This window comes from Citrobacter sp. KTE30 (genome assembly GCF_000398825.1).
Classification (GTDB): Bacteria; Pseudomonadota; Gammaproteobacteria; order Enterobacterales; family Enterobacteriaceae; genus Citrobacter; species Citrobacter freundii.
Genome location: NZ_KB976055.1, coordinates 1158212 through 1181122 on the forward strand (window position 1 = coordinate 1158212; position 22911 = coordinate 1181122).

Here is a 22911-nt window from a genome sequence, read left to right on the forward strand (position 1 = left end):
TTTTAGCCAAACCAGTGATGGAACATTAATTTAATGTAATCAATGATTTTCCCAAAGAAGTTGCCTTCAGGGATTTCCTGCAGGACTACCAGCGGGCGCTGTTCGATGGTTTTGCCATCCAACTGGAAGTTGATGGTGCCAACAACCTGGTTTTTCTGCAGCGGTGCATGCAGTTCTGTGGTGTTCAGCACATAGCTTGCTTTCAGATCTTTCATGCGGCCGCGCGGAATAGTCAGGTAGACATCTTTATCTACGCCTAACGATGCGCGATCGGTGTTACCAAACCAGGCCGGTTCTGAAGCAAACTCTTTACCGACTTTCAGTGGATTCACGGTTTCAAAGAAACGGAAGCCCCAGGTCAGCAGTTTTTTACTTTCGGTTTCACGACCTTTATAGGTGCGGCCACCCATGACGGCAGAGATCAGACGCATCTGACCTTCGGTTGCGGATGCAACGAGGTTATAGCCAGCTTTGTCGGTATGACCGGTTTTGATACCGTCGACATTCAGGCTGTTATCCCACAGCAAGCCGTTGCGGTTTAACTGACGAATGCCGTTAAAGGTGAACTCTTTTTCTTTATAGATAGAGTATTCGTTAGGTACGTCACGAATCAGCGCCTGGCCAATCATCGCCATGTCGCGAGCCGAGCTGTACTGACCGTCAGCATCGAGACCATGAACGGTCTGGAAGTGGGTATTTTTCAGGCCCAGCGCGTTCACATAGCTGTTCATCAGACCGACGAAAGCATCCTGGCTACCGGCTGCGAAGTCCGCCATTGCCACACACGCGTCATTCCCGGATTGTAGGTTGATACCACGGATTAGCTGGGAAACAGGAACCTGCATTCCAGGTTTCAGGAACATCAACGATGAACCTTTAAACACCGGGTTACCTGTAGCCCAGGCGTCATTGCCGACAGTGACCAGATCGGTTTCTTTGAACTTGCCGGCTTTCATCGCCTGGCCGATGACGTAGCTGGTCATCATTTTGGTCAGACTGGCGGGGTCGCGGCGAGTGTCTGCGTTCTGTTCTGCCAGAACTTTGCCTGAATTGTAATCAATCAGGATATATGACTCCGCATCGATCTGCGGAACACCCGGGATCATGGTTTTAATATTCAGGTCATCGGCATGGGCAGCAGAGAGAGAAGCTGCGCAGAGAGCCGCGGTGAGCGCCATACGCTGCACGAAACGAGCGGAAAAAGTGGTCTTCATGGTCTGAACTACGACGTCCGTGATGAAATTTAAAAAAGTGCCCTACTATAGCAAATGCAAAACGGGCAGGCATCTGACTTTCCGCGTGACTTTGTTAATGTCATTTACAGAAACTGACAGTTCAGATACCTGATTTACGTTATTACACGCCGGTGATGAAGGACTGTAATTGCGCCTCGGATTGAAGACGCTGCTGCAATGTGGAGGCTTCAGCTTTGCTGGCGAACGGCCCCATCTGGATACGCCAGACTGCGCCATTTTGTACCACCCGACCAGGAACGCCAAACTGCTGGCTTAAACGTTTTTGATACTGCTGCGCACGCGACTGCTCGCTGACTGCGCCAACCTGAACCACGTAACGTCCGTTGGCTACTGCCGCTGGAGCAGGTGCCGCGACGGCGGCTGGTGTTGCTGCTGGTGCGGTTGGTGTTGCCGGTGCGGTGATGGTCGGTTGCGGAGCCGGAGTCGGCTCGCTACCTTCCAGCACGCCTGCGGCGAGGGTGGTTGGTGCACCGAGGAATCCACCGCTGTTCACTGGCGCACCGGTTGGATCATCGCTTTTCAGCGTGGAATTGCTGATCGGACGAATATCGCCTTGCGGCTGACCCGCATCCGATGGCGAAGGCATACTTCCCATATTACCGCCACCGCTTAAATCAGGACGCGCGGGCAGGGCATAGGTTTGCTTTGCGACTGTCGTACACGCCATACCCGGACCGGACAATGAACCATCCTGGGCGACGATGATCGGGTCGATACGCACTTTGGTGTTGTTGGAGGTATTCAGACGGTCTGCTGCTGCACGTGAAAGTGAAATCACGCGATCGTTGCCATAAGGGCCGCGATCGTTTATGCGCACGACAATCATCCTGCCGTTTGCCAGGTTAGTTACTCTGGCATAGCTTGGGACTGGCAGCGTGGGATGCGCTGCGGTCAGTTGCATCGGGTCGAACGCTTCACCAGACGCGGTTAAGTTGCTTCCGGGTTCCGCATCATAGATAGCGGCAAGTCCTGCCTGGCTAAAGCGGGAAGGATCCTGGACGATTTTGTAGCTCTTACCATCACGCTGATAGTCCTGATTCGCCGTTGGGTTCAGGGGTTCAAAGCGCGGATCGGCCCCGCTGATTTCAACAATCGGACCATTGCACACCGCAGGCTGCGGCGCGACAGCACCCTGTTGCTGACCATCATCACTCGAACACGCCGCGAGCATTCCTGCTGCGATGCAGATACCAAGCCACTGCTTACGCATTGCGTACCCCTTACACGCTTTTCGACAACATTTTTCTATGGGTGTGGATCGACATAACAATCCCGAACCCGGCCATCAGCACGATAAGTGCCGAGCCTCCGTAACTGACCAGTGGGAGAGGAACGCCAACCACGGGCAGAATACCGCTCACCATACCAATATTTACGAAGACATAAACGAATAATATCAACATTAAACCACCTGCCATGACGCGACCAAAGGTGGTTTGCGCGTGGGCAGCGATCCATAATCCGCGCATAATCAGCAAAATGTACAGCGCAAGCAGAATTAAGATCCCTACCAGACCCAGCTCTTCTGCTAGTACCGCGAAGATAAAGTCCGTGTGACGTTCGGGTAAAAATTCAAGCTGCGACTGCGTACCGTGCAGCCAGCCCTTGCCGCGTAGACCGCCGGAGCCAATAGCAATTTTAGACTGAATAATATGATAACCCGCACCCAGTGGATCGGTTTCCGGATCGAGCAACATCATGACGCGCTGACGCTGGTAATCATGCATCAGGAAGAACCACAGTATCGGGATAAACGCCGCAACCAGAACCACCGCAACACCGATTAAACGCCAGCTTAAACCAGAAAGGAACAGAACAAACAGACCGGAAAGGGCGACCAGTATTGAGGTACCGAGGTCAGGCTGAGCGGCCACCAGCAGGGTGGGCATAAATATCAGCACCAGTGCAATGGCGGTATTTTTTAGCGATGGCGGGCAAACATCACGGTTGATGAAGCGTGCGACCATCAGCGGCACGGCAATCTTGGCAATTTCGGAAGGCTGAAAACGCACAATACCCAAATCCAGCCAGCGCTGTGCCCCTTTGGATATCGCGCCGAAGGCATCTACCGCCACCAACAGGATGATGCAGAAAATATAGAGATAGGGTGCCCAGCCTTCATAAACCCGGGGCGGGATTTGCGCCATCACCACCATGATGACCAGGCCCATTGCGATCTGGCCGACCTTGCGCTCCATCATGCCGATATCCTGGCCGCTGGCACTCCAGATGACCAGCGAGCTGTAAACCAGCAGCGCCAGCAAAATAAGCAACATCGTGGGATCGATGTGGATTTTGTCCCAGAATGTTTTTTTGTTCGGATTATCCGTCACGATTATTGGTCCTCCGCTGCTGCAACCGCGGGGTTTTCTGCAGGCAGATTGGTGTTGTTGTCGCCCAACATAATGTGGTCAAGGATCTGGCGCATAATGGTACCCACAGCCGGGCCCGCGCCACCGTTTTCAAGGATTATGGCGACAGCAACCTGGGGCTTATCATAGGGTGCGAAGGCCGTCATCAGCTTGTGGTCACGTAAGCGCTCGGCGATCTTGTGCGCGTTATAGGTTTCATTGGCTTTCAGGCCAAAGACCTGGGCAGTACCGGATTTCGCCGCAATTTTGTAAGGCGCGCTAGCGAAATACTTGTGCGCAGTACCGTTAGGGCGGTTTGCTACACCGTACATGCCGTCTTTCGCGATTTCCCAGTATCCAGAATGAATATCACCAACGGGCGGTTCGTGCGGCTGTACCCACGGAACCTGCTTGCCATTTTCTGCCGTGCTCATCAACAGATGCGGAACTTTTATCAAACCGTCGTTGATAAGGATCATCAGCGCTTTACTCATCTGGATTGGGGTTGCAGTCCAGTAACCCTGACCGATGCCGACCGGAATGGTATCACCCTGGTACCATGGCTTTTTAAACCGTTTTTGCTTCCACTCGCGGGTAGGCATATTGCCGGAGCGTTCTTCAGCGAGATCGATACCCGTATATTTGCCGTAGCCGAATTTGCTCATCCACTCTGAAAGTCGGTCTATCCCCATATCATAGGCGATTTGATAGAAAAACGTATCCGCCGACTCTTCCAGAGAACGGGTGATGTTCAGATGGCCGTGCCCCCATTTTTTCCAGTCACGGTAACGTTTTTCAGAGCCCGGTAATTGCCACCAACCTGGATCGAACAGACCAGTATTGCGGGTGATGACACCTGCACTTAATGCAGAAACCGCGACGTAAGGTTTAACTGTCGAAGCAGGAGGGTAAACACCCTGCGTGGCGCGGTTAACCAATGGGGTGTTCGGGTCATTGAGCAACCCGGAGTAATCTTTACTGGAGATACCATCGACAAACAGGTTCGGGTCGTAGCTCGGCATGGACACCAGCGCGAGAACGCCGCCGGTACGCGGGTCGGTAACCACCACGGCGGCGCGACTGCCCGCCAGCAGCGTTTCAATGTACTGCTGGAGTTTCAAATCGAGGGTGAGATAGATATCGTGCCCGGCCTGCGGCGCCACTTCTTTCAGCTGGCGAATGACGCGGCCGCGGTTGTTCACCTCAACCTCTTCATAACCGGTCTGGCCGTGAAGTACATCTTCGTAATAACGTTCAATACCCAGCTTGCCGATGTCGTGCGTCGCCGCGTAGTTAGCCAGTTTGCCGTCTTTGTCCAGGCGGTCTACGTCTTTATCGTTGATTTTTGATACGTAGCCAATGACATGGGTCAGCGCAGAGCCGTAGGGGTAGTAGCGGCGTTTATAACCTTTAACTTCGACGCCAGGAAAGCGATATTGATTAACGGCAAAGCGTGCGACCTGAACTTCACTCAGGTTAGTTTTTACCGGAATGGATGTGAAACGGTGTGAACGGGCGCGCTCTTTTTTAAAAGCGGCAATGTCATCGTCCGTCAGGTCTACGACGTTACGCAGCGCGTCGAGGGTATCCTGAACGTTGTCGACCTTTTCTGGCATCATTTCTATCTGATAAATGGTGCGGTTAAGGGCGAGCGGAATTCCGTTACGGTCATAAATGATGCCGCGACTGGGGGCGATAGGCACCAGTTTGATGCGGTTTTCGTTCGAGCGAGTCTGATAATCAGTAAAGCGAACGATTTGCAGATTATAAAGATTGGCGATCAGCACGCCGGTGAGCAGCAAAATCCCCAAAAAAGCGACCAGCGCCCGGCGCACAAACAGCGCAGACTCAGCCGAATAGTCGCGAAAAGAATTCTGTAGTTTCATCCGCTGCTTAATCTACTCAAGAATCAATGATCACTCACGGTGATAAGGATGGTTGGTGGTAATGCTCCACGCCCTGTACAGACTCTCCGCAACCAGAACCCGAACAAGAGGGTGAGGAAGGGTTAACGCTGAGAGTGACCAGCTTTGTTCCGCTGCTGCTTTACAGGCAGGAGAAAGACCTTCCGGCCCACCAATCAACAAACTGACGTCACGACCGTCCAGTTTCCAGCGTTCCAGTTCGGTCGCCAGCTGCGGCGTGTCCCAGGGTTTGCCAGGGATATCAAGGGTGACGATGCGGTTTTTGCCTGCTGCAGCCAGCATCTGTTCACCCTCTTTGTCGAGAATGCGTTTAATATCCGCGTTCTTGCCGCGTTTTCCTGCCGGGATTTCGATCAGCTCAAAGGGCATATCTTTCGGAAACCGACGGAGATACTCCGTAAAACCGGTTTGCACCCAGTCAGGCATTTTCGTACCCACAGCGACAAGTTGCAGCTTCACGCATTAACTCCAGAGTTTTTCCAGTTCATACAGGCGACGGCTTTCTTCCTGCATCACGTGGACAATCACATCACCGAGGTCAACGACGATCCAGTCTGCGACGTTCTCGCCTTCTACGCCGAGCGGCAGCAGACCAGCAGTGCGGGACTCCTGAACAACGTGGTCTGCGATAGACATTACATGACGGCTGGACGTGCCAGTACAGATAATCATGCAATCAGTGATGCTGGATTTGCCCTGAACGTCTAAGGCGATGATGTCTTGACCTTTCAGGTCATCAATTTTGTCGATTACAAAATCCTGAAGTGCTTTACCCTGCAAGTGTTCCCCCTGGGTGAAAAGAATTAAAAACGTCTGTTAGTATACCTGAACCAGAGGCGATATCGGGACAAATGTCTCCGAAAGCGCTTGTGAAGTGCGCTATCATCCCACCCCACGCCGCAGAATGCATCGCCATTTTTGTAAAACAATTTCTGCAAAGCTCTGAAGGGCGGGAAAAGTCAGGTTGCGGAGAATAACAGCCTGTCATGGGGTGTCAATGGGAGAGAAGCCCTTCGGCAGAAAAAACAGTGCTTTCACTCTCCGTCGTGCCATACAGCCCGGCTGTTAAGTACTTTCAGAACCGCAAAATCGTCGCAAAAATCAATCGCGCTCCAGCAACCTTGTTCGACGCGAAAATGCCACATTGCTGCTGCCGGCATGGACAACAAACGGGCGATCAACACGCTCAATACACCCTGATGGCTCACTACCAGCAGGTTTTGGCACATTTTGTAATCATCGAGTTGAGCAATGAAGCGTTCCACGCGCAGGGAAAATGCCTGAAAACCTTCGCCATTAGTGGGCGTCGCGTTCTGCCAGTCGTTACACCACACGGCGTAGTTTTCGGCGTCTTCGCGCGCCAGATCGCGATGGTGGCGCATTTCCCAGTCGCCAAAAAACATCTCATTGAGCTCAGGCATGTTACGCACAGGAATCTCGCGATCGCCTAAGATCAACTGCGTTGTATGGCGGGCGCGCTCCAGCTCGCTGCACAGAACGTTGTCGACAGGCACATCGCGTAACAGCGTACTCAGCGTTTGCGCCTGAGCTATTCCCCGTTCTGTTAGTGGTGTGGGAGCGTGGCCGCTATATAAACCCGCGACGTTGGCTTCAGTTTCGCCATGACGTACCAACCAGAGTCTCATTTTTTCCTCTTGGGGTTATTCGCACAAAACATGATGTTTGCCCTGATTGCGCAGAGATTTTTCACTAAAATACCTTTTTTTACGTGGAGCGGCACGATGTCTTTATTGAAGAGCGCGCATGGTGGTAATACCCGAGAAGCCGCCGAACTGTTGGGCGTCTCGCCTGAGCAATTGCTGGATTTTAGCGCAAATATTAATCCGCTGGGTATGCCAGCAGGTTTAAAACGCGCAATTATCGACAATATGGACTGCGCGGAGCGTTACCCGGATGTCGATTACGCGCAACTGCATGCAGCGCTGGCGGAGCATCATCAGATTCCGGCCTCGTGGATCCTGGCCGGAAACGGTGAGACCGAGTCTATTTTTACCCTGGTAGATGGCCTGAAGCCACGTCACGCGATGATCGTGACGCCTGGGTTTGCTGAATATCGTCGGGCGCTGCAATGGGGAGACTGTACGATCCATGAGTTTGCGCTGCGCGAAGACGATGGCTGGCAGCTTACCGATGCGATCCTCGATGCGTTAACCTCAGAGCTGGACTGCCTGTTTCTCTGCACGCCCAACAACCCCACCGGGTTACTACCGGATAACCGCCTGCTACGTGAGATTGCCTTACGTTGTGAGCGGCTTGGGATCAATCTGATCCTTGATGAAGCGTTTATCGATTTTATTGCCGGGGAGCCGGGGTTTATTCCGCTACTTCGGGATAACCCGCATATTTGGGTGCTGCGCTCGCTCACCAAGTTCTATGCGATACCGGGGCTGCGTCTGGGGTATCTGGTCAACAGTAACGAGCAGGCCGTTGTACAAATGCGCAGCCGACAAATGCCGTGGTCAATTAATGCGTTTGCTGCTCTGGCCGGCGAGATTATTTTACGCGACAGCGCTTATCAGCAGGCGACGTGGAAATGGCTGGAACAAGAGGGAGCGCGGTTTGAGCAGCTGCTACAAAACCTGCCCGGCCTGACGGTGTATCCCGGCCAGGCAAATTATCGTTTATTACGCTGCGATCGCGCGGATATTGATTTGCAACGGATGTTGCTGGAACAGCATGTCTTGATTCGCAGTTGTGCCAATTACCCTGGGTTGGACGCGCGTTATTACCGAGTTGCTGTTCGCAGTCAGGAAGAAAATGACCGCCTGCTGGCGGCATTAAACAACACGCTTAGCGGTACAACCCCTGCTGATTAATATAGTCAAGCACTGCGCCTGGCATCAGGTCGTCGCACGGCTCGCCTTTTTCCAGTCGCTCGCGAATGAGCGTGGCGGAGATGTTGAACCACGGCGTTTCGGCCAGGTAGATTTTCCCGCAAGGCAGGTTGTGCAGGTCATCCGGCGAATGAGTCAGGTGATCTTCCAGCCATTGCTGGTGCTTTTCCTGCGTCATTTCGAGAGGATAACCTGGACGTCGGCATACGATGAGATGGGTATTATCCAGAATCGTGTGGTAGTCGTGCCAGGAAGGGAAGGTCAGCAGCGAATCCTGACCAATGATAAACGCTAACGGCACATTCGGGCCTTGTTCCTCGCGCCACTCTTTTAGCGTTTGCGCGGTGTAGGAGGCCGTGTCGCGTTTCATTTCGCGTTCATCCAGGGAAAACAGCGGTTTATCAGCAATGGCCAGTTCAACCATGCGCTTACGTTGCTCACCGGACGCTTCAGGCTGCGCACGATGCGGCGGCACGTTATTGGGCATGATGATGACCCGGGAAAGACCAATCAGATTCGCCAGAATTTCAACCGGTTTAAGATGACCATAATGCACCGGATCAAAGGTGCCGCCGAACAGAGCCTGCAATGATTTCATATCAACCATCAATAAAAACATCGGCCAGTGATTTATGGCAGAGCAAAAGGGACAGTCCCTCAAGTTCCGCCCACACTGACTGACCATAGTCTTGTTTAAGCGTAATTTCCGTACGCGTTAACAGCGTTACCGCCTGACGCAGCTGTGCCGGGTTCAGCCGGTTTAGCGCATCACCCATCATGCCTCGGCGATTTTGCCACACCCGGTGTTTATCAAACAACGTGCGCAAGGGGGTATTCGCCGACTGCCGTTTTAGGTTGACCAGCAACAGCAATTCACGCTGTATCGTACGCAGCAAAATAACCGGCTCACTGCCTTCCAGACGTAGCTGTTGCAGAATGTGCAGCGCGCGTTTGCTTTTGCCCATCAGCAGCGCATCCACCCAGTGGAACGGGGTAAAGTGCGCCGCATCGTTAACGGCTTTTTCTACGCGAGGCAGCGTTAGTTTGCCATCAGGCCAAAGCAATGCTAACCGTTCCAGCGCTTGCGCCAGTGCTAACAGGTTACCTTCATAGCAATAGCACAACAGCTGATTGGCTGCGTCATCCAGTTGCAGGTTATTGAGTTTAGCCCTCGCGGCGACCCAACGTGGGAGCTGTGCTTGCTCCGGCGTCTGGCAGCTGACCTGCACCGCATTATTGGCAAGTCCGGTATACCATGCGGCGTTTTCCTGCGCTTTAGTCAGCTTGTTACCACGAACAATCAGCAGCAGGTCGTTATGTAGCAGTGTGACGAGTGAAGCGAGCTGTTCGTTAATGGCGGCATTGGGGCCATTTTCAGGCAGTTGCAGGAGCAGGGTTTGACGGTTGGCAAACAGGCTCATCGCCTGGCAGAGTGAAAAAATCTCTCCCCAGTCGGTGCTGTTGTCCAGAGTGAAGGCGTGGTGTTCTTCGAACCCTTGTGTGGCAGCAGCCTGACGGATGGCATCCTGGCTTTCCTGCAATAAGAGGGGATCGTTACCTAAGAGCAAATACGCCGCGCGCAGCCCTTCATTGAGCTGTGCGCGGAGTTGTTCAGGGTACAACTTGAGCATCAGTTACCCAGCGTGGTGGAGACACGCGCCGGAGATGACGCAGGCTCTGCGGCTTTTGTCGCAGCTGGCTTAGCATCATCATCAGCATTGGATGACAGAGTATCAGCCAGATGTATGCTTGGCAGCTTACGAATTAACTGTTCAGCCGCTTTGTCATACATCTCTTTTACGATCATCTCCTGCTCGTTATCCTTCGCCAGTGCAGCCTGTGGGTTGTCAAAGAACGAACGATAAACTTTTGCGCTGATAGGGTAAATATCATGTCCTGGAATCAGCACGGTAGCGCTTACGGACATCACCATCTGGTATTCAGCCGTTTGACCGTTCTGGAATACCGACGCCGTATCCTGCGAAATGCTGACCGCGCCAAGACGTAAAGACGTCACATCTTTACGCATTGTACCGTCTTCAAGCAGCGTCACACCGTTCAGACGCAGCTGGTTACGGACCGCACGGCTTAACGGGCCGTTCGGATCGCCAGAGTTCAGGATCATGGTTTTCATTGAGGGTGGAACCTGCGTAGTACTACGCAGATGCCAGCCACACCCGGCGGTGACAAGCACCGCCAGAGATAACAACAATGTTGTCAGAAGTCGCACGCTTCCTCCCGCGCTTAGCCAACGACCAGATTGAGGAGTTTACCCGGTACATAAATCACTTTACGTACGGTAACGCCATCAAGATATTTTGCCACCAGATGCTCCTGGCCAGCACGTTCACGAACCTGTTCTTCTGTCGCATTTACCGGAACGGTAATTTTGCCACGGACTTTACCGTTCACCTGAACAACAACCAACGTCGAGTCTTCAACCATTGCGGCTTCGTCAGCTACCGGCCACGGCGCATTGTCGATATCGCCTTCGCCTTTCAGCGCCTGCCACATCGTGAAGCAAACGTGTGGGGTGAACGGGTTGAGCATGCGTACAACGGCCAGCAGCGCTTCCTGCATCAGGGCGCGGTCCTGCTCGTCTTCCTGCGGTGCTTTCGCCAGCTTGTTCATCAGCTCCATAATCGCCGCAATTGCGGTGTTAAAGGTCTGACGACGACCAATATCATCGGTCACTTTAGCAATGGTTTTATGCACGTCGCGACGCAACGCTTTTTGGTCTTCGCTCAACACATCAACGTTCAGTTCAGCTACATCACCTTTGGAGGTATGTTCGTAAACCAGCTTCCAGACACGTTTCAGGAAGCGGTTCGCCCCTTCAACGCCGGATTCTTGCCATTCCAGCGTCATATCAGCCGGAGAAGCGAACATCATGAACAGACGTACGGTGTCGGCGCCGTAACGTTCAACCATAACCTGCGGGTCGATACCGTTATTTTTCGACTTGGACATTTTGCTCATGCCGGTATACACCAGTTCATGGCCTTCTGCGTCCTGAGCTTTGACGATACGACCTTTCTCGTCGCGCTCAACGATGGCATCAACCGGAGAAACCCAGTTACGCTCACCGTTTGCACCAACGTAATAGAACGCATCGGCCAGCACCATACCCTGGCACAGCAGCTGTTTAGCCGGTTCGTCAGAGTTGACCATACCCGCATCGCGCATCAGCTTGTGGAAGAAGCGGAAGTAGAGCAGGTGCATGATGGCGTGTTCAATACCACCAATGTAGATATCAACCGGAAGCCAGTAGTTTGCAGCTTCTGGATCCAGCATCCCTTCGTTGTACTGCGGGCAGGTGTAGCGCGCGTAGTACCAGGAGGATTCCATAAAAGTATCGAAAGTGTCGGTTTCGCGCAGTGCAGGCATGCCGTTAACGGTGGTTTTTGCCCACTCCGGATCGGCTTTGATTGGGCTGGTAATACCATCCATAACCACGTCTTCCGGCAGAATAACCGGCAACTGGTCTTCTGGCGTCGGCAGTACGGTACCGTCTTCCAATGTCACCATCGGAATCGGCGCGCCCCAGTAACGCTGACGGGAAACACCCCAGTCACGCAGACGGTAGTTCACTTTACGCTCACCCACGCCAAGAGACACCAGCTTGTCAGCAATGGCATTGAAGGCTGCTTCGAAGTCGAGGCCGTCAAACTCACCGGAGTTAAACAGCACCCCTTTTTCGGTCAGAGCTTGTTCGGACAGATCCGGCTCTGCGCCTTCAGCGGTCAGAATTACTGGCTTGATGGTCAGGCCATATTTAGTCGCAAACTCGTAATCGCGCTGATCGTGGCCCGGAACGGCCATGACTGCGCCCGTACCGTATTCCATCAGGACGAAGTTTGCTGCCCAAACCGGGATCTCTTCGCCAGTCAGCGGGTGAACGGCTTTAAAGCCCGTGTCGACGCCTTTCTTCTCCATGGTTGCCATTTCGGCTTCAGCAACCTTGGTGTTGCGGCATTCGTCAATGAAGGCGGCTAGTTCCGGGTTATTTGCAGCGGCTTTCTGCGCCAGCGGGTGACCTGCGGCAACGGCCAGATAGGTCGCACCCATAAAGGTGTCCGGACGGGTTGTGTAAACGGTCAGCGTGTTGTCGTAATCGTTCACATCGAAGGTGATTTCTACGCCTTCAGAACGGCCAATCCAGTTGCGCTGCATCGTTTTCACGGTGTCAGGCCAGTGATCCAGGTTATCCAGGTCACGCAGCAGTTCGTCAGCGTAAGCGGTAATTTTGATGAACCACTGCGGGATCTCTTTACGCTCGACTTTGGTATCACAACGCCAGCAGCATCCGTCGATAACCTGTTCGTTCGCCAGTACGGTCTGGTCATTCGGGCACCAGTTGACCGCAGACGTTTTCTTGTACACCAGGCCTTTTTTGTACAGTTCGGTGAAGAATTTCTGTTCCCAACGGTAATATTCCGGGGTGCAGGTCGCCAGCTCACGGCTCCAGTCGTAACCGAAACCCAGCATTTTGAGCTGGTTTTTCATGTATGCGATGTTGTCGTACGTCCACGGTGCCGGCGCGGTGTTGTTTTTAACCGCAGCACCTTCTGCTGGCAGACCGAACGCATCCCAGCCAATTGGCTGCAGTACGTTTTTGCCCAGCATGCGCTGGTAGCGGGCGATCACGTCACCGATGGTGTAGTTACGTACGTGGCCCATGTGTAGTCGACCAGAAGGATAGGGAAGCATAGACAGGCAGTAATACTTCTCTTTGCTCTCGTCTTCGGTAACTTCAAATGTGCGCTTCTCATCCCAGTGAAGCTGTACTTTGGATTCTATCTCTTCCGGGCGGTATTGCTCTTGCATGGCAGCCAGTGGTCCTGTTTTCAATACAGCTACAAACGTAGCTCTAGATGTGGTGTTTCAGATCCGCATAGCATAGCCCAAACGCCCGCGCCAAAACAGCCTTTCGCGCATTCAGCGTTGAATTCCCGCAAGGATAATTCTTGCACGAATTTACACACTCTGTGGACAGTCTTGCAAAGCGTAGTGTAAATAACGTCTATTATTATAGACAGTTAACGACCCAGGAGGCGAAGCGATGAACAAGGTTGCTCAATATTACCGTGAACTGGTAGCTTCACTGAGCGAACGTCTGCGTAATGGCGAACGCGATATCGATGCGTTGGTGGAGCAGGCGCGTCAACGAGTTATGCAGACCGGGGAGTTAACGCGAACCGAGGTGGAAGAGCTCACTCGGGCCGTCAGACGTGACCTGGAAGAGTTTGCTCTGAGCTATGAAGAAAGTCTCGATGAGGAGACAGACAGCGTCTTTATGCGGGTTATCAAGGAGAGTATCTGGCAGGAACTGGCCGATATTACCGATAAAACGCAGCTCGAATGGCGCGAAGTGTTCCAGGACCTCAGTCATCACGGTGTTTATCACAGCGGCGAGGTGGTCGGATTAGGTAATCTGGTCTGCGAGAAGTGCCACTTCCATTTAGCGGTTTACACCCCGGATGTGCTGCCGCTGTGTCCGAAATGCGGACACGATCAGTTTCAGCGCCGACCGTTTGAACCGTAATTGCTTATTGCCGGATGGCGACGCAAAGCGTCTTATCCGGCCTACAAATTGCACGATTTTGTAGGCCGGATAAGCGTTAGCGCCATCCGGCGTGTATTATGCGTAAAACTTCAGCCGTTCTGCCAGCAAATCGACAAACCCCTGGCGATCAACATCTACCATCACGGTGGCGTTTGGCTTATTGCCGCTCAGGAAGTAGTAGTCCACCACGGTCATTCCCTGGGTATATTTCCCCTGAGTTTCCACGCCAACCCAGCGTTCAACGGTGGTAAACAGTTCAGGTTTCAGCAGCCAGGCAATGGTACATGGGTCATGCAGCGGTGCGCCGATGAATCCCCATTTTTCGTCTTTGTGATATTCAAAGAAGAAATCGAGTAGTTCAGCAACGATCGTTGAAACAGGATTGCCAATAGCGCGGAACCGTTCGGTATCTTCACGATGTATTTGCGCTTTATGCGTCACGTCCAGACCAGCCATCACCACCCGAATACCCGACTGGAATACGATCTCCGCGGCTTCGGGATCCACAAAGATGTTGAACTCGGCGGCGGGTGTCCAGTTTCCGAGGCCCATTGCACCACCCATAATCACGATACGGTCGATTTTGGCGTGCAGCTCAGGATGGCTATTCAGTAGCAATGCCACGTTAGTTTGCGGGCCGGTGGAGACAATCGTCATCGGTTCCGGGCTTTCACGCAGGGTTTTCGCCATCAGTTCCACAGCGGTACAGTCTTGTGGAGCAAAAGTGGGTTCCGGCAGCGCCGGACCATCCAGCCCACTCTCGCCATGGACGTTATCGGCGATAATCAGATCGCGCATCAGTGGTTTCACAGCGCCACCGGCGACGGGAATATCCGTACGCTTGAGCAACGTCAGCATGCGCAATACGTTACGCAGCGTTTTGTCGGGAGTCTGATTCCCGGCTGACGAGGTTATCGCTTTCACATCCAGTTCAGGTGAGGCGAGGGCGAGAACAATTGCGATAGCGTCGTCATGACCTGGATCGCAATCAAACAGGATCGGAAGTGCCATTGTTGCTCCTTGTAAGTGGGACTTTGTGACAAGGTTAACGCTGGGCTGTATGTGTTTCGAGAGGCGAAGGGATAAAGCGTGAAGTGGCGCGCACATGGAGATGCGCGCCAGCAAGATTAGTGCAGGATTTTCGCGAGGAAGTCTTTGGCGCGGTCCGATTTCGGATTAGCGAAGAACTCTTCTTTTGGTGAGTCTTCAACAATTTTCCCTTCATCCATGAAGATCACCCGGTTCGCCACTTTACGCGCAAAGCCCATTTCATGGGTCACCACCATCATGGTCATCCCTTCATTGGCCAGTTCAACCATAACGTCCAGTACTTCGTTGATCATTTCAGGATCAAGCGCCGATGTCGGTTCGTCAAACAGCATGGCGATAGGATCCATACACAGCGCCCGGGCGATGGCGACACGCTGTTGCTGGCCCCCGGATAGCTGGGCGGGGAACTTCTCGGCATGTGCCGACAGGCCAACGCGTTCCAGTAACTTTTGCGCTTTGTCGCGGGCCGGCTTTTTATCGCGCTTAAGCACTTTTACCTGCGCCAAAGTAAGGTTCTCAATGATCGACAGATGCGGGAACAGTTCAAAGTGCTGGAACACCATACCAACACGAGAGCGCAGTTTGGCCAGATCGGTTTTTTTATCATTCACCACGGTACCATCAACGGTGATGACGCCCTGTTGCACCGGCTCCAGCCCGTTCACCGTTTTGATAAGCGTTGATTTACCTGAACCTGACGGGCCGCAAACCACCACCACTTCACCTTTTTTCACTTCCGTGGAGCAGTCGGTCAGCACCTGAAAGTGACCATACCATTTAGAAACATTTTTCAGGGTAATCATTAAACTGTCCTTTTCTTCAAATAGCTGACCAACAACGATGCGCTCAGACTGAATACAAAATAAACGGCGCCAGCAAACAGGATCATTTCAACCTGTGTGCCGTCACGCTCGCCAATGGTGGAGGCGGTACGGAAGAAGTCTGCCAGACTCAATACATAGACCAGCGAGGTATCCTGGAATAGTACGATGCCCTGGGTCAGCAGCAGTGGTACCATCGCGCGGAAGGCCTGTGGCAGAATGATCAGCTTCATCGACTGCCAGTGTGTCATCCCCAGCGCCAGCGCGGCGCTGGATTGCCCACGAGAAATACTCTGGATACCGGCACGGATAATCTCGGAATAGTACGCAGCTTCAAACATCGAAAACGCGACCATCGCTGAGATCAGGCGAATATCGGTTTTAGGCGACAGACCCAGTACGTTTTGCAAAAAGCCGGGCACAATCAGGTAGAACCACAGCAGCACCATGACCAGCGGAATAGAACGAAATACGTTGACGTAGCCTTTCGCAAACCAGGCAATCGGCGCGAAGCTGGACAGACGCATTACTGCAAGGATGGTTCCCCAGACAATACCAATGACGACTGCCGTAACGGTGATTTTCAGGGTGATGATCAGCCCGTCCAGCAGATACGGCAGGGAAGGGACGATAGAACTCCAGTCAAATTCGTACATTATTTGCCTCCCAAATTGCCAGGCAGGCGGATTTTGCGTTCGACGAGATTCATCACCAGCATGATGACGGCGTTAATCAGGACGTAGGCCAGCGTGATGGCGGTAAACGATTCCCATGCGTGGGCGGAGTAATCCAGTAGTTTTCCCGCCTGCGCCGCCATATCGACCAGGCCGATGGTGGAGGCGATCGCGGAGTTCTTCACCAGGTTCATCATCTCTGAGGTCATTGGCGGAACAATCACGCGGTATGCGTTTGGCAGCAGCACATAGCGGTAGGCCTGCGGCAAAGTCAGCCCCATCGCCAGCGCGGCGTTTTTTTGCCCGCGAGGCAGGGACTGAATCGCGGCGCGAACCTGCTCACAGACGCGCGCGGCGGTAAACAGCCCCAGACAAAGCATGGATGAGAGGAAGAACTGAATGTTGGGATCCAGTTCCGACTTGAACCACATGCCAATGTTTTCCGGCAGCAGTTCAGGAATGACCAGATACCAGGTAAAGAACTGAACGATGAGCGGAACGTTACGAAACAGCTCAACGTATAGCGTGCCGATCCCGGAAAGGAAACGATTTGGGACGGTACGTAAGATGCCGAATAAAGAGCCTATGAGGAAAGCGATAATCCAGGCGGTGATAGATAACGCGACCGTGACCTGGAAACCACTCCAGAGCCAGCCGAGATAGGTGGTGTTGCCGAACGGGGCCTGTTGTAAAAAAATACCCCAGTTCCAGTCTATAGACATAAATCTACTCCAGAAAAAAAAGGGTAGCAGCGCTACCCTCGAAGATTGTTATTCGGCGTTTTGCGGTTTTCAGGCCTGATGGGGAACGACCATCAGGCTTATAGTCTGTCCGTGCCGAGTAACAATCGAGAGGGAGGGGAAGCCTCCCATTTATTTTAGTTAGTTAAGCGCTTTATCATTCGGTTCTTTGAACAGGGCTTTCATCTCGTCTGACAGTTCGAAATTCATGTTCAGGTTCTTCGGTGGAATTGGATTTTTAAACCACTTATCAAACCATTTCTCAGCTTCGCCTGAGGTCTGCGCCTTGGCGATAGTGTCGTCCATCAGCTTTTTGAACTCAGGGTCATCTTTACGCAGCATGCAGCCGTAGGCTTCCTGAGATTGTGGCTTGCCAACGATCTCCCAGTTGTCTGGTTTCTTCGCTTTCGCGCGTTCGCCAGCCAGCAGGGCGTCATCCATCATAAAGGCAACAGCACGACCGCTTTCCAGAGTACGGAAAGAGTCACCATGGTCTTTCGCGCTGATGATGCGCATATCCATTTTTTGTTCTTCGTTCAGCTTGTGCAGCAGCACTTCTGAGGTGGTACCTGAAGTCACGACCACGGCTTTGCCTTTCAGGTCAGCGAAATCTTTGACGTCGCCGCCTTTTTTCGCCAGCAGACGGGTACCGACAACGAAAATGGTGTCAGAGAAGGCTGCTTGTTTCTGGCGCTCGACGTTGTTGGTGGTGGATCCACATTCAAAGTCGAAGGTGCCGTTTTGCAGCAGCGGGATACGGTTTTGTGAAGTAATCGGGATCAGTTTTACCTGCAGATCGGGCTTGTTCAGCTTTTTCTTCACCGCTTCAACGATCGCGTTGGAGTAATCCTGTGAATAACCGACCACTTTTTGCTGATTATCGTAGTAAGAAAACGGTACCGATGATTCACGGTGACCGACAACGATCACGCCATTTTTGGCGATCTTATCCAGCGTGCTGCCTGCCGCGGGTGCTGCGTCTTCTGCGTGCGCCAGACCGGCGGACATTCCCATGACCAGCATGGCAGTGGCGAGCTTACGTAATTGCATATCCAACTCCTTTATCGTCTGCGCCAGGGACGCATTGATACCCATTGTGATGTTGTTATTGTTTGCTACTAAAACGTGCAGTCTTGTATGTGTTTGTTAACATTTAGTTTGGATGAATGTAAAGAATTTGCTGTGTTATTGTTTATTTTTGCGAAGTGCGCCGCACCATTTGGGGGCAAATATATCTTGTTGCACTTTTCAGGTGCTACCGGCGCTCAACTTTGGTGCGACCAGGTTGCACATTCAGCCAAAACAGCGTTTGCCTTGTAGAACAAAGCAATAGACGTGCCAGAATGGTCTTTTGGAGGGGAGTTGGCCTGATAAGCGTAGCGCCATCAGGCAAGATGCTGCACAACGGCCGGATGGCGGCGTACCGCCTTATCCGGCCTGAATTTGATGGGGCACTGTTTTATTTGCGACGTTGGCGCAGGCTCATTACCACTGCGCCAAAGCCAAACAGTGCAGTCAGCAGCCAGAGCGGCCAGTTACCGGTACGGGCATAAGGGGTCAGGCCCGTGGTTGGCGTCACGCTGGTGGTCAGCACCTGACGGGTAAACTGCGGGATCATCGCCTGAATCTCACCCTGAGGACCAATCACCGCCGTAATACCATTGTTGGTGCTACGCAGCAAGGGGCGCGCCAGCTCAAGGGAACGCATCCGCGCCATCTGGAAGTGCTGCCACGGGCCAATAGACTTACCAAACCAGGCATCGTTGGAGATAGTCAGCAGGTAGTCCGTATCCGGACGGAAGTTATCCCGAACCTGTTCGCCAAGAATGATTTCGTAGCAAATGGCAGCGGTCAGCTTAAAGCCGTGTGCATGCAACTGTGGCTGTACGTACGGGCCACGGCTGAACGAAGACATTGGCAGGTCAAAGAACGGCGCTAACGGTCGCAGGATTGATTCCAGCGGGACAAACTCGCCAAACGGTACCAGATGGTTTTTGTTGTAGCGGTTTCTGGAGTCGTAGCTGTATGGACTGTCTTTACCCAGTGTGATGATGGTGTTGTAGGTGTCGTAACGATTCTGCTTGTTCAGACGCGCGTCCACGATACCGGTAATCAGTGTGCTGTTTTTCGATTTCAGCAGGTCATCCATCATGCTCAGAAAACGCTGCTGGTTAATTTCCAGATCCGGAATAGCAGATTCTGGCCAGATGATTAGCTGTGATTTGCCCATCTCGGGTTGGGTGGCGTCGAGATAAATCTTCAGGGTGTTGAGTAACTGACCTTCATCCCATTTAAGCGACTGCGGAATGTCGCCCTGCACCATCGAGACCTGGGTGGTTTTTTCCGGCTCAAGCGTGTACCACTGGATATAGCGCAGTGGAAAAGGCAGAGCAAAGAGCACGAGTGCGGCAACCAGCGGCTTCCAGTTACGTGTCACCAGCGCCAGCGCCAACAGGCCGCTAACCATCATCAGCAGGAAGTTAATCGCCTCAACGCCCATTACCGGCGCCAGCCCCTTTAACGGACCGTCGATCTGGCTATAACCGAACTGCAGCCACGGGAAGCCGGTCAGTACCCAACCGCGCAGGAATTCCGTGATTTGCCAGACTACCGGCGCGGCAATTGCCACCCGCAGCCAGGTGGTTTTCGGCCACAAGCGCGCCAACACGCCAGCAAACAGACCGGTGTAGAGGGAAAGGTATGCGGCAAGCAGAACCACGAGGAAAATGTTAACCGGGCCGGGCATACCGCCAAACTGCGCGATACTGACGTAAACCCAGTTGATGCCTGAGCCAAATAGTCCCAGTCCCCAGAAATAGCCGATAGCGGCAGACTGGAGCGGACGGCGGTTGAAGGTGAGAGCCTGCAGGCCCATCAGCGAAACAATCGCAGCGGGCCAGATGTCATACGGTGAGAAAGCCAGTGTCCCGCAGGCACCGAATAATAACGCCAGCAGCAGGCGAATGCGCTGGCGTTCAATTAATGGGGCAAATGCCATGTAGTCTTAGATCCAGTTTCGGGTTTATTCGTCCAGTTTTGGCTGGGGTGAGTCGTCCGGAATTCTGACATGAACCTGAATAATACGGCGGCTGTCGGCCATTGCCACTTTAAACTGGTAACCATCAATGTCGATAGTTTCCCCACGCGCGGGCAGATGACCAAAGGCCTGCATGACCAGCCCGCCAATGGTATCGACTTCTTCGTCGCTAAAGTGGGTCCCGAAAGCTTCGTTGAAGTCTTCAATCGATGCCAGCGCGCGAATAGTCCAGGTGTGGCGACTGAGCTGACGGAAATCAATATCGTCTTCTTCGTCGTACTCATCTTCAATTTCACCGACAATCAGTTCAAGGATGTCCTCAATGGTCACCAGACCTGAGACACCGCCAAACTCGTCGATGACGATAGCCATATGATAACGCTGGGAGCGGAACTCTTTCAGCATGCGGTCAACCCGCTTGCTTTCAGGTACGACAACCGCCTGGCGTAACACTTTCTCCATGCTGAAGGCTTCGGCATCGCTGCGCATAAACGGCAGCAAATCTTTGGCCATCAGAATCCCTTCAATGTGATCCTTGTCTTCGCTAATCACCGGGAAACGCGAGTGAGCAGACTCGATAATGACATCGAGACATTCATCCAGGGTCTGGTTGCGTTTCAGGGTAATCATCTGAGAGCGAGGGATCATGATGTCGCGCACGCGTTGGTCCGCAATATCCATTACCCCTTCGAGCATATCGCGCGTATCTTCATCGATAAGGTCGTTTTGCCCGGAATCACGGATCAGCTCCAACAGTTCGTCGCGGTTTTTCGGTTCACCGTGGAAAAGTTGGCTCAGTAACAGGGAAAAAAATCCCTTTTTGCTGTTTAAGGTGTCACTACTGTGTGAATTGTCGTCGCTCATGGCGTCGTATGGGTTCTCATGTTAGTTAATACAAAGCGCGTCATGCGTATACTCAGCTGTTGACGGCATGTTTTGCCTGATGCGCAACGCTTATCAGGCCTACGAAAGGCATGAATGTAGGCCGGATAAGGCGCAAGCGGCGCCATCCGGCAAGCTACTATTCTGCAATCTTCTCGGCAATGTACGGATCCTCATAGCCCAGAGCAAGCATAATCTCTGTTTCGAGGGATTCCATTTCTTCCGCTTCATCGTCTTCAATATGGTCGTAGCCGAGTAAATGCAAGCTTCCGTGCACCACCATGTGCGCCCAGTGGGCCTCAAGCGGCTTACCTTGTTCCTGCGCTTCTTTCTCGACGACCTGACGGCAGATGATCAAATCACCCAGCAGCGGCATCTCAATGCCTGGCGGGGCTTCAAACGGGAAAGAGAGCACGTTGGTGGATTTATCTTTCCCGCGATAGGTCAGGTTGAGCTCATGGCTTTCCGCGTCATCGACCAGACGAATGGTTACTTCAGACTCTTCCTGAAACGGCGGGATCACCGCATCCAGCCACCCCTGAAACTGACTTTCTGTGGGTAAACCGGATTCGTCTTCACATGCCAGCTGTAAATCGAGAATAACCTGACTCATTTTTGTTCCTGCTCCTGAGCTTCGCGCTTGCGTTCTGCAGCCTGCTCGGCTTTACGTTTCTGTTCTGCTTCTTCCCAGGCTTCATACGCCGTGACGATACGAGCCACCACCGGATGGCGAACCACGTCTTCGCTATGGAAGAAATTAAAACTAATCTCGTCGACCTCAGCCAGCACTTCAATGGCATGACGCAGACCGGACTTGGTGCTACGCGGCAGGTCAATCTGGGTGATATCGCCGGTGATAACCGCTTTGGAGTTAAAGCCGATACGGGTCAGGAACATTTTCATCTGTTCGATGGTGGTGTTCTGGCTCTCATCAAGAATGATGAACGCATCGTTGAGTGTACGTCCGCGCATATAGGCCAGCGGTGCAACTTCAATGACGTTACGTTCAATCAGCTTTTCAACCTTCTCAAAACCGAGCATTTCGAACAGCGCGTCATACAGCGGTCGTAAATAGGGATCGACTTTCTGGCTGAGATCCCCCGGCAGGAATCCCAGTTTTTCGCCCGCTTCCACTGCCGGACGGGTCAGCAGAATACGACGGATCTCCTGACGCTCAAGCGCATCAACCGCAGCGGCAACAGCGAGATACGTTTTACCCGTACCCGCAGGGCCAACGCCGAAGGTGATGTCGTGATCGAGGATATTCGCAATGTACTGTGCCTGGTTCGGCGTACGCGGCTTAATTACCCCGCGCTTGGTTTTGATGTTCACCGCTTTGCCAAATTCAGGCACGCTGTCTGCGCTTTGCTCAAGCACACGCGCTTCTTTGATCGCCAGATGAATTTGTTCAGGCTCGATGTCCTGCGTCTGACCGCGCATTGGGGCGGTATCGACGTACAGACTACGTAAAATATCTGCCGCAGCGGTGACGCAAATTGGGCGGCCGGTCAGTTTAAAGTGGTTATCACGGCGGTTAATTTCGATGCCGAGGCGACGTTCCAGCTGTTTGATGTTGTCATCAAATGGGCCGCAAAGGCTCAACAGGCGGGCGTTGTCTGCGGGTTCAAGGGTGATTTCGCGAGTGTCTATGTTCAAACTGTTCCTCTTATGCATGTCTCGCCGGACGCTGAACATTTACCGGCATCTAAGGAAATTATTCACGCCATGGGGGAAAGGCGCAAGCATTGCAATAA

22 protein-coding genes are annotated in these 22911 nt (G+C 52.9%); 2 read left to right on the top strand and 20 right to left on the bottom strand.

Annotated features, from left to right (window positions below; all coding sequences use genetic code 11):
- Window positions 1–2: 2 nt before the first annotated feature.
- The 7 genes from dacA to WC1_RS17395 all read right to left on the bottom strand — a co-directional run bounded on the left by dacA (window position 3) and on the right by WC1_RS17395 (window position 7178).
- On the bottom strand, window positions 3–1214 hold the full coding sequence (gene dacA, locus WC1_RS17425) for a D-alanyl-D-alanine carboxypeptidase DacA (protein ID WP_003022711.1): 1212 nt from the start codon (window positions 1212–1214) through the stop codon (window positions 3–5).
- Window positions 1215–1356: 142 nt separating this feature from the next.
- Window positions 1357–2466: an endolytic peptidoglycan transglycosylase RlpA gene (rlpA, locus tag WC1_RS17420; protein ID WP_003022715.1), complete on the bottom strand. Its 1110-nt coding sequence runs from the start codon at window positions 2464–2466 to the stop codon at window positions 1357–1359.
- Window positions 2467–2476: 10 nt separating this feature from the next.
- Window positions 2477–3589: a peptidoglycan glycosyltransferase MrdB gene (gene mrdB, locus WC1_RS17415; protein ID WP_003022718.1), complete on the bottom strand. Its 1113-nt coding sequence runs from the start codon at window positions 3587–3589 to the stop codon at window positions 2477–2479.
- Window positions 3590–3591: 2 nt separating this feature from the next.
- Entirely contained in the window at window positions 3592–5493 is a 1902-nt protein-coding gene (mrdA, locus tag WC1_RS17410; protein ID WP_003022722.1) for a peptidoglycan DD-transpeptidase MrdA, read from the bottom strand.
- Between the two features lie 30 nt (window positions 5494–5523).
- Window positions 5524–5991, bottom strand: a complete 468-nt coding sequence (gene rlmH, locus WC1_RS17405) for a 23S rRNA (pseudouridine(1915)-N(3))-methyltransferase RlmH (RefSeq protein ID WP_003022725.1) — start codon at window positions 5989–5991, stop codon at window positions 5524–5526.
- Between the two features lie 3 nt (window positions 5992–5994).
- On the bottom strand, window positions 5995–6312 hold the full coding sequence (rsfS, locus tag WC1_RS17400; RefSeq protein ID WP_003022728.1) for a ribosome silencing factor: 318 nt from the start codon (window positions 6310–6312) through the stop codon (window positions 5995–5997).
- A gap of 254 nt (window positions 6313–6566) precedes the next feature.
- Window positions 6567–7178 carry an adenosylcobalamin/alpha-ribazole phosphatase gene (locus tag WC1_RS17395; protein ID WP_016149777.1) on the bottom strand — a complete coding sequence of 204 codons (612 nt, stop codon included), beginning with the start codon at window positions 7176–7178 and terminating at the stop codon, window positions 6567–6569.
- 96 nt (window positions 7179–7274) lie between these two features.
- On the opposite strand from WC1_RS17395, the gene cobD reads away from it, so the two are divergent.
- A complete protein-coding gene (gene cobD, locus WC1_RS17390) occupies window positions 7275–8369 on the top strand; it encodes a threonine-phosphate decarboxylase CobD (protein ID WP_016149778.1) in 1095 nt (364 codons plus the stop codon).
- Here cobD and nadD read toward each other — a convergent pair.
- Genes nadD through leuS form a run of 4 tightly spaced genes read right to left on the bottom strand, consistent with a single transcriptional unit; the run spans window position 8344 to window position 13214 of the window.
- Window positions 8344–8985, bottom strand: coding sequence for a nicotinate-nucleotide adenylyltransferase (gene nadD, locus WC1_RS17385; protein ID WP_155849115.1), 642 nt, complete (start codon window positions 8983–8985; stop codon window positions 8344–8346). The genes cobD and nadD overlap by 26 nt on opposite strands.
- Window position 8986: 1 nt before the next feature.
- Window positions 8987–10018: a DNA polymerase III subunit delta gene (gene holA, locus WC1_RS17380; protein ID WP_003022740.1), complete on the bottom strand. Its 1032-nt coding sequence runs from the start codon at window positions 10016–10018 to the stop codon at window positions 8987–8989.
- Complete coding sequence (lptE, locus tag WC1_RS17375) at window positions 10018–10617, bottom strand: LPS assembly lipoprotein LptE (protein ID WP_016149780.1); 600 nt, start codon at window positions 10615–10617, stop codon at window positions 10018–10020. The genes holA and lptE overlap by 1 nt, the downstream gene beginning before the upstream one ends.
- A 14-nt stretch (window positions 10618–10631) precedes the next feature.
- Complete coding sequence (gene leuS, locus WC1_RS17370; RefSeq protein WP_016149781.1) at window positions 10632–13214, bottom strand: leucine--tRNA ligase; 2583 nt, start codon at window positions 13212–13214, stop codon at window positions 10632–10634.
- Window positions 13215–13449: 235 nt separating this feature from the next.
- On the opposite strand from leuS, the gene WC1_RS17365 reads away from it, so the two are divergent.
- Window positions 13450–13932 carry a zinc ribbon-containing protein gene (locus WC1_RS17365; RefSeq protein WP_003022748.1) on the top strand — a complete coding sequence of 161 codons (483 nt, stop codon included), beginning with the start codon at window positions 13450–13452 and terminating at the stop codon, window positions 13930–13932.
- A gap of 96 nt (window positions 13933–14028) precedes the next feature.
- Here WC1_RS17365 and rihA read toward each other — a convergent pair whose 3' ends face one another.
- The 9 genes from rihA to WC1_RS17320 form a co-directional block, all read right to left on the bottom strand.
- Complete coding sequence (gene rihA / locus WC1_RS17360) at window positions 14029–14964, bottom strand: pyrimidine-specific ribonucleoside hydrolase RihA (protein WP_016149782.1); 936 nt, start codon at window positions 14962–14964, stop codon at window positions 14029–14031.
- Between the two features lie 116 nt (window positions 14965–15080).
- Entirely contained in the window at window positions 15081–15806 is a 726-nt protein-coding gene (gltL, locus tag WC1_RS17355; protein WP_003022754.1) for a glutamate/aspartate ABC transporter ATP-binding protein GltL, read from the bottom strand.
- Window positions 15806–16480, bottom strand: a complete 675-nt coding sequence (gene gltK / locus WC1_RS17350) for a glutamate/aspartate ABC transporter permease GltK (RefSeq protein ID WP_003022757.1) — start codon at window positions 16478–16480, stop codon at window positions 15806–15808. The genes gltL and gltK overlap by 1 nt, the downstream gene beginning before the upstream one ends.
- Window positions 16480–17220, bottom strand: a complete 741-nt coding sequence (gltJ, locus tag WC1_RS17345) for a glutamate/aspartate ABC transporter permease GltJ (RefSeq protein ID WP_003022759.1) — start codon at window positions 17218–17220, stop codon at window positions 16480–16482. The genes gltK and gltJ overlap by 1 nt, the downstream gene beginning before the upstream one ends.
- Window positions 17221–17379: 159 nt before the next feature.
- On the bottom strand, window positions 17380–18288 hold the full coding sequence (gene gltI, locus WC1_RS17340; RefSeq protein ID WP_003022762.1) for a glutamate/aspartate ABC transporter substrate-binding protein GltI: 909 nt from the start codon (window positions 18286–18288) through the stop codon (window positions 17380–17382).
- 409 nt (window positions 18289–18697) lie between these two features.
- Window positions 18698–20236 carry an apolipoprotein N-acyltransferase gene (lnt, locus tag WC1_RS17335; RefSeq protein ID WP_016149783.1) on the bottom strand — a complete coding sequence of 513 codons (1539 nt, stop codon included), beginning with the start codon at window positions 20234–20236 and terminating at the stop codon, window positions 18698–18700.
- A 24-nt stretch (window positions 20237–20260) separates the two neighbouring features.
- The gene (corC, locus tag WC1_RS17330; protein WP_003847383.1) at window positions 20261–21139 is read right to left on the bottom strand and encodes a CNNM family magnesium/cobalt transport protein CorC; all 879 of its coding nucleotides are present in this window, start codon (window positions 21137–21139) and stop codon (window positions 20261–20263) included.
- Window positions 21140–21296: 157 nt separating this feature from the next.
- Window positions 21297–21770, bottom strand: a complete 474-nt coding sequence (gene ybeY, locus WC1_RS17325; protein WP_016149784.1) for an rRNA maturation RNase YbeY — start codon at window positions 21768–21770, stop codon at window positions 21297–21299.
- Window positions 21767–22813: a PhoH family protein gene (locus tag WC1_RS17320; RefSeq protein ID WP_003022776.1), complete on the bottom strand. Its 1047-nt coding sequence runs from the start codon at window positions 22811–22813 to the stop codon at window positions 21767–21769. Before WC1_RS17320 ends, ybeY begins: the two co-directional genes overlap by 4 nt.
- Window positions 22814–22911 lie beyond the last annotated feature (98 nt).

Excerpts from the sequence above, each read along its gene's own strand:
- holA (WP_003022740.1), bottom strand. The coding sequence starts at position 10,018 with ATGCTCAAGTTGTACCCTGAACAACTCCGCGCACAGCTCAATGAAGGG.
- ybeY (WP_016149784.1), bottom strand. The coding sequence starts at position 21,770 with ATGAGTCAGGTTATTCTCGATTTACAGCTGGCATGTGAAGACGAATCC.
- WC1_RS17365 (WP_003022748.1), top strand. The coding sequence starts at position 13,450 with ATGAACAAGGTTGCTCAATATTACCGTGAACTGGTAGCTTCACTGAGC.
- WC1_RS17395 (WP_016149777.1), bottom strand. The coding sequence starts at position 7,178 with ATGAGACTCTGGTTGGTACGTCATGGCGAAACTGAAGCCAACGTCGCG.
- cobD (WP_016149778.1), top strand. The coding sequence starts at position 7,275 with ATGTCTTTATTGAAGAGCGCGCATGGTGGTAATACCCGAGAAGCCGCC.
- lnt (WP_016149783.1), bottom strand. The coding sequence starts at position 20,236 with ATGGCATTTGCCCCATTAATTGAACGCCAGCGCATTCGCCTGCTGCTG.
- gltL (WP_003022754.1), bottom strand. The coding sequence starts at position 15,806 with ATGATTACCCTGAAAAATGTTTCTAAATGGTATGGTCACTTTCAGGTG.
- corC (WP_003847383.1), bottom strand. The coding sequence starts at position 21,139 with ATGAGCGACGACAATTCACACAGTAGTGACACCTTAAACAGCAAAAAG.
- mrdA (WP_003022722.1), bottom strand. The coding sequence starts at position 5,493 with ATGAAACTACAGAATTCTTTTCGCGACTATTCGGCTGAGTCTGCGCTG.
- gltJ (WP_003022759.1), bottom strand. The coding sequence starts at position 17,220 with ATGTCTATAGACTGGAACTGGGGTATTTTTTTACAACAGGCCCCGTTC.
- nadD (WP_155849115.1), bottom strand. The coding sequence starts at position 8,985 with ATGAAATCATTGCAGGCTCTGTTCGGCGGCACCTTTGATCCGGTGCAT.
- rihA (WP_016149782.1), bottom strand. The coding sequence starts at position 14,964 with ATGGCACTTCCGATCCTGTTTGATTGCGATCCAGGTCATGACGACGCT.
- gltI (WP_003022762.1), bottom strand. The coding sequence starts at position 18,288 with ATGCAATTACGTAAGCTCGCCACTGCCATGCTGGTCATGGGAATGTCC.
- leuS (WP_016149781.1), bottom strand. The coding sequence starts at position 13,214 with ATGCAAGAGCAATACCGCCCGGAAGAGATAGAATCCAAAGTACAGCTT.
- gltK (WP_003022757.1), bottom strand. The coding sequence starts at position 16,480 with ATGTACGAATTTGACTGGAGTTCTATCGTCCCTTCCCTGCCGTATCTG.
- rlpA (WP_003022715.1), bottom strand. The coding sequence starts at position 2,466 with ATGCGTAAGCAGTGGCTTGGTATCTGCATCGCAGCAGGAATGCTCGCG.
- dacA (WP_003022711.1), bottom strand. The coding sequence starts at position 1,214 with ATGAAGACCACTTTTTCCGCTCGTTTCGTGCAGCGTATGGCGCTCACC.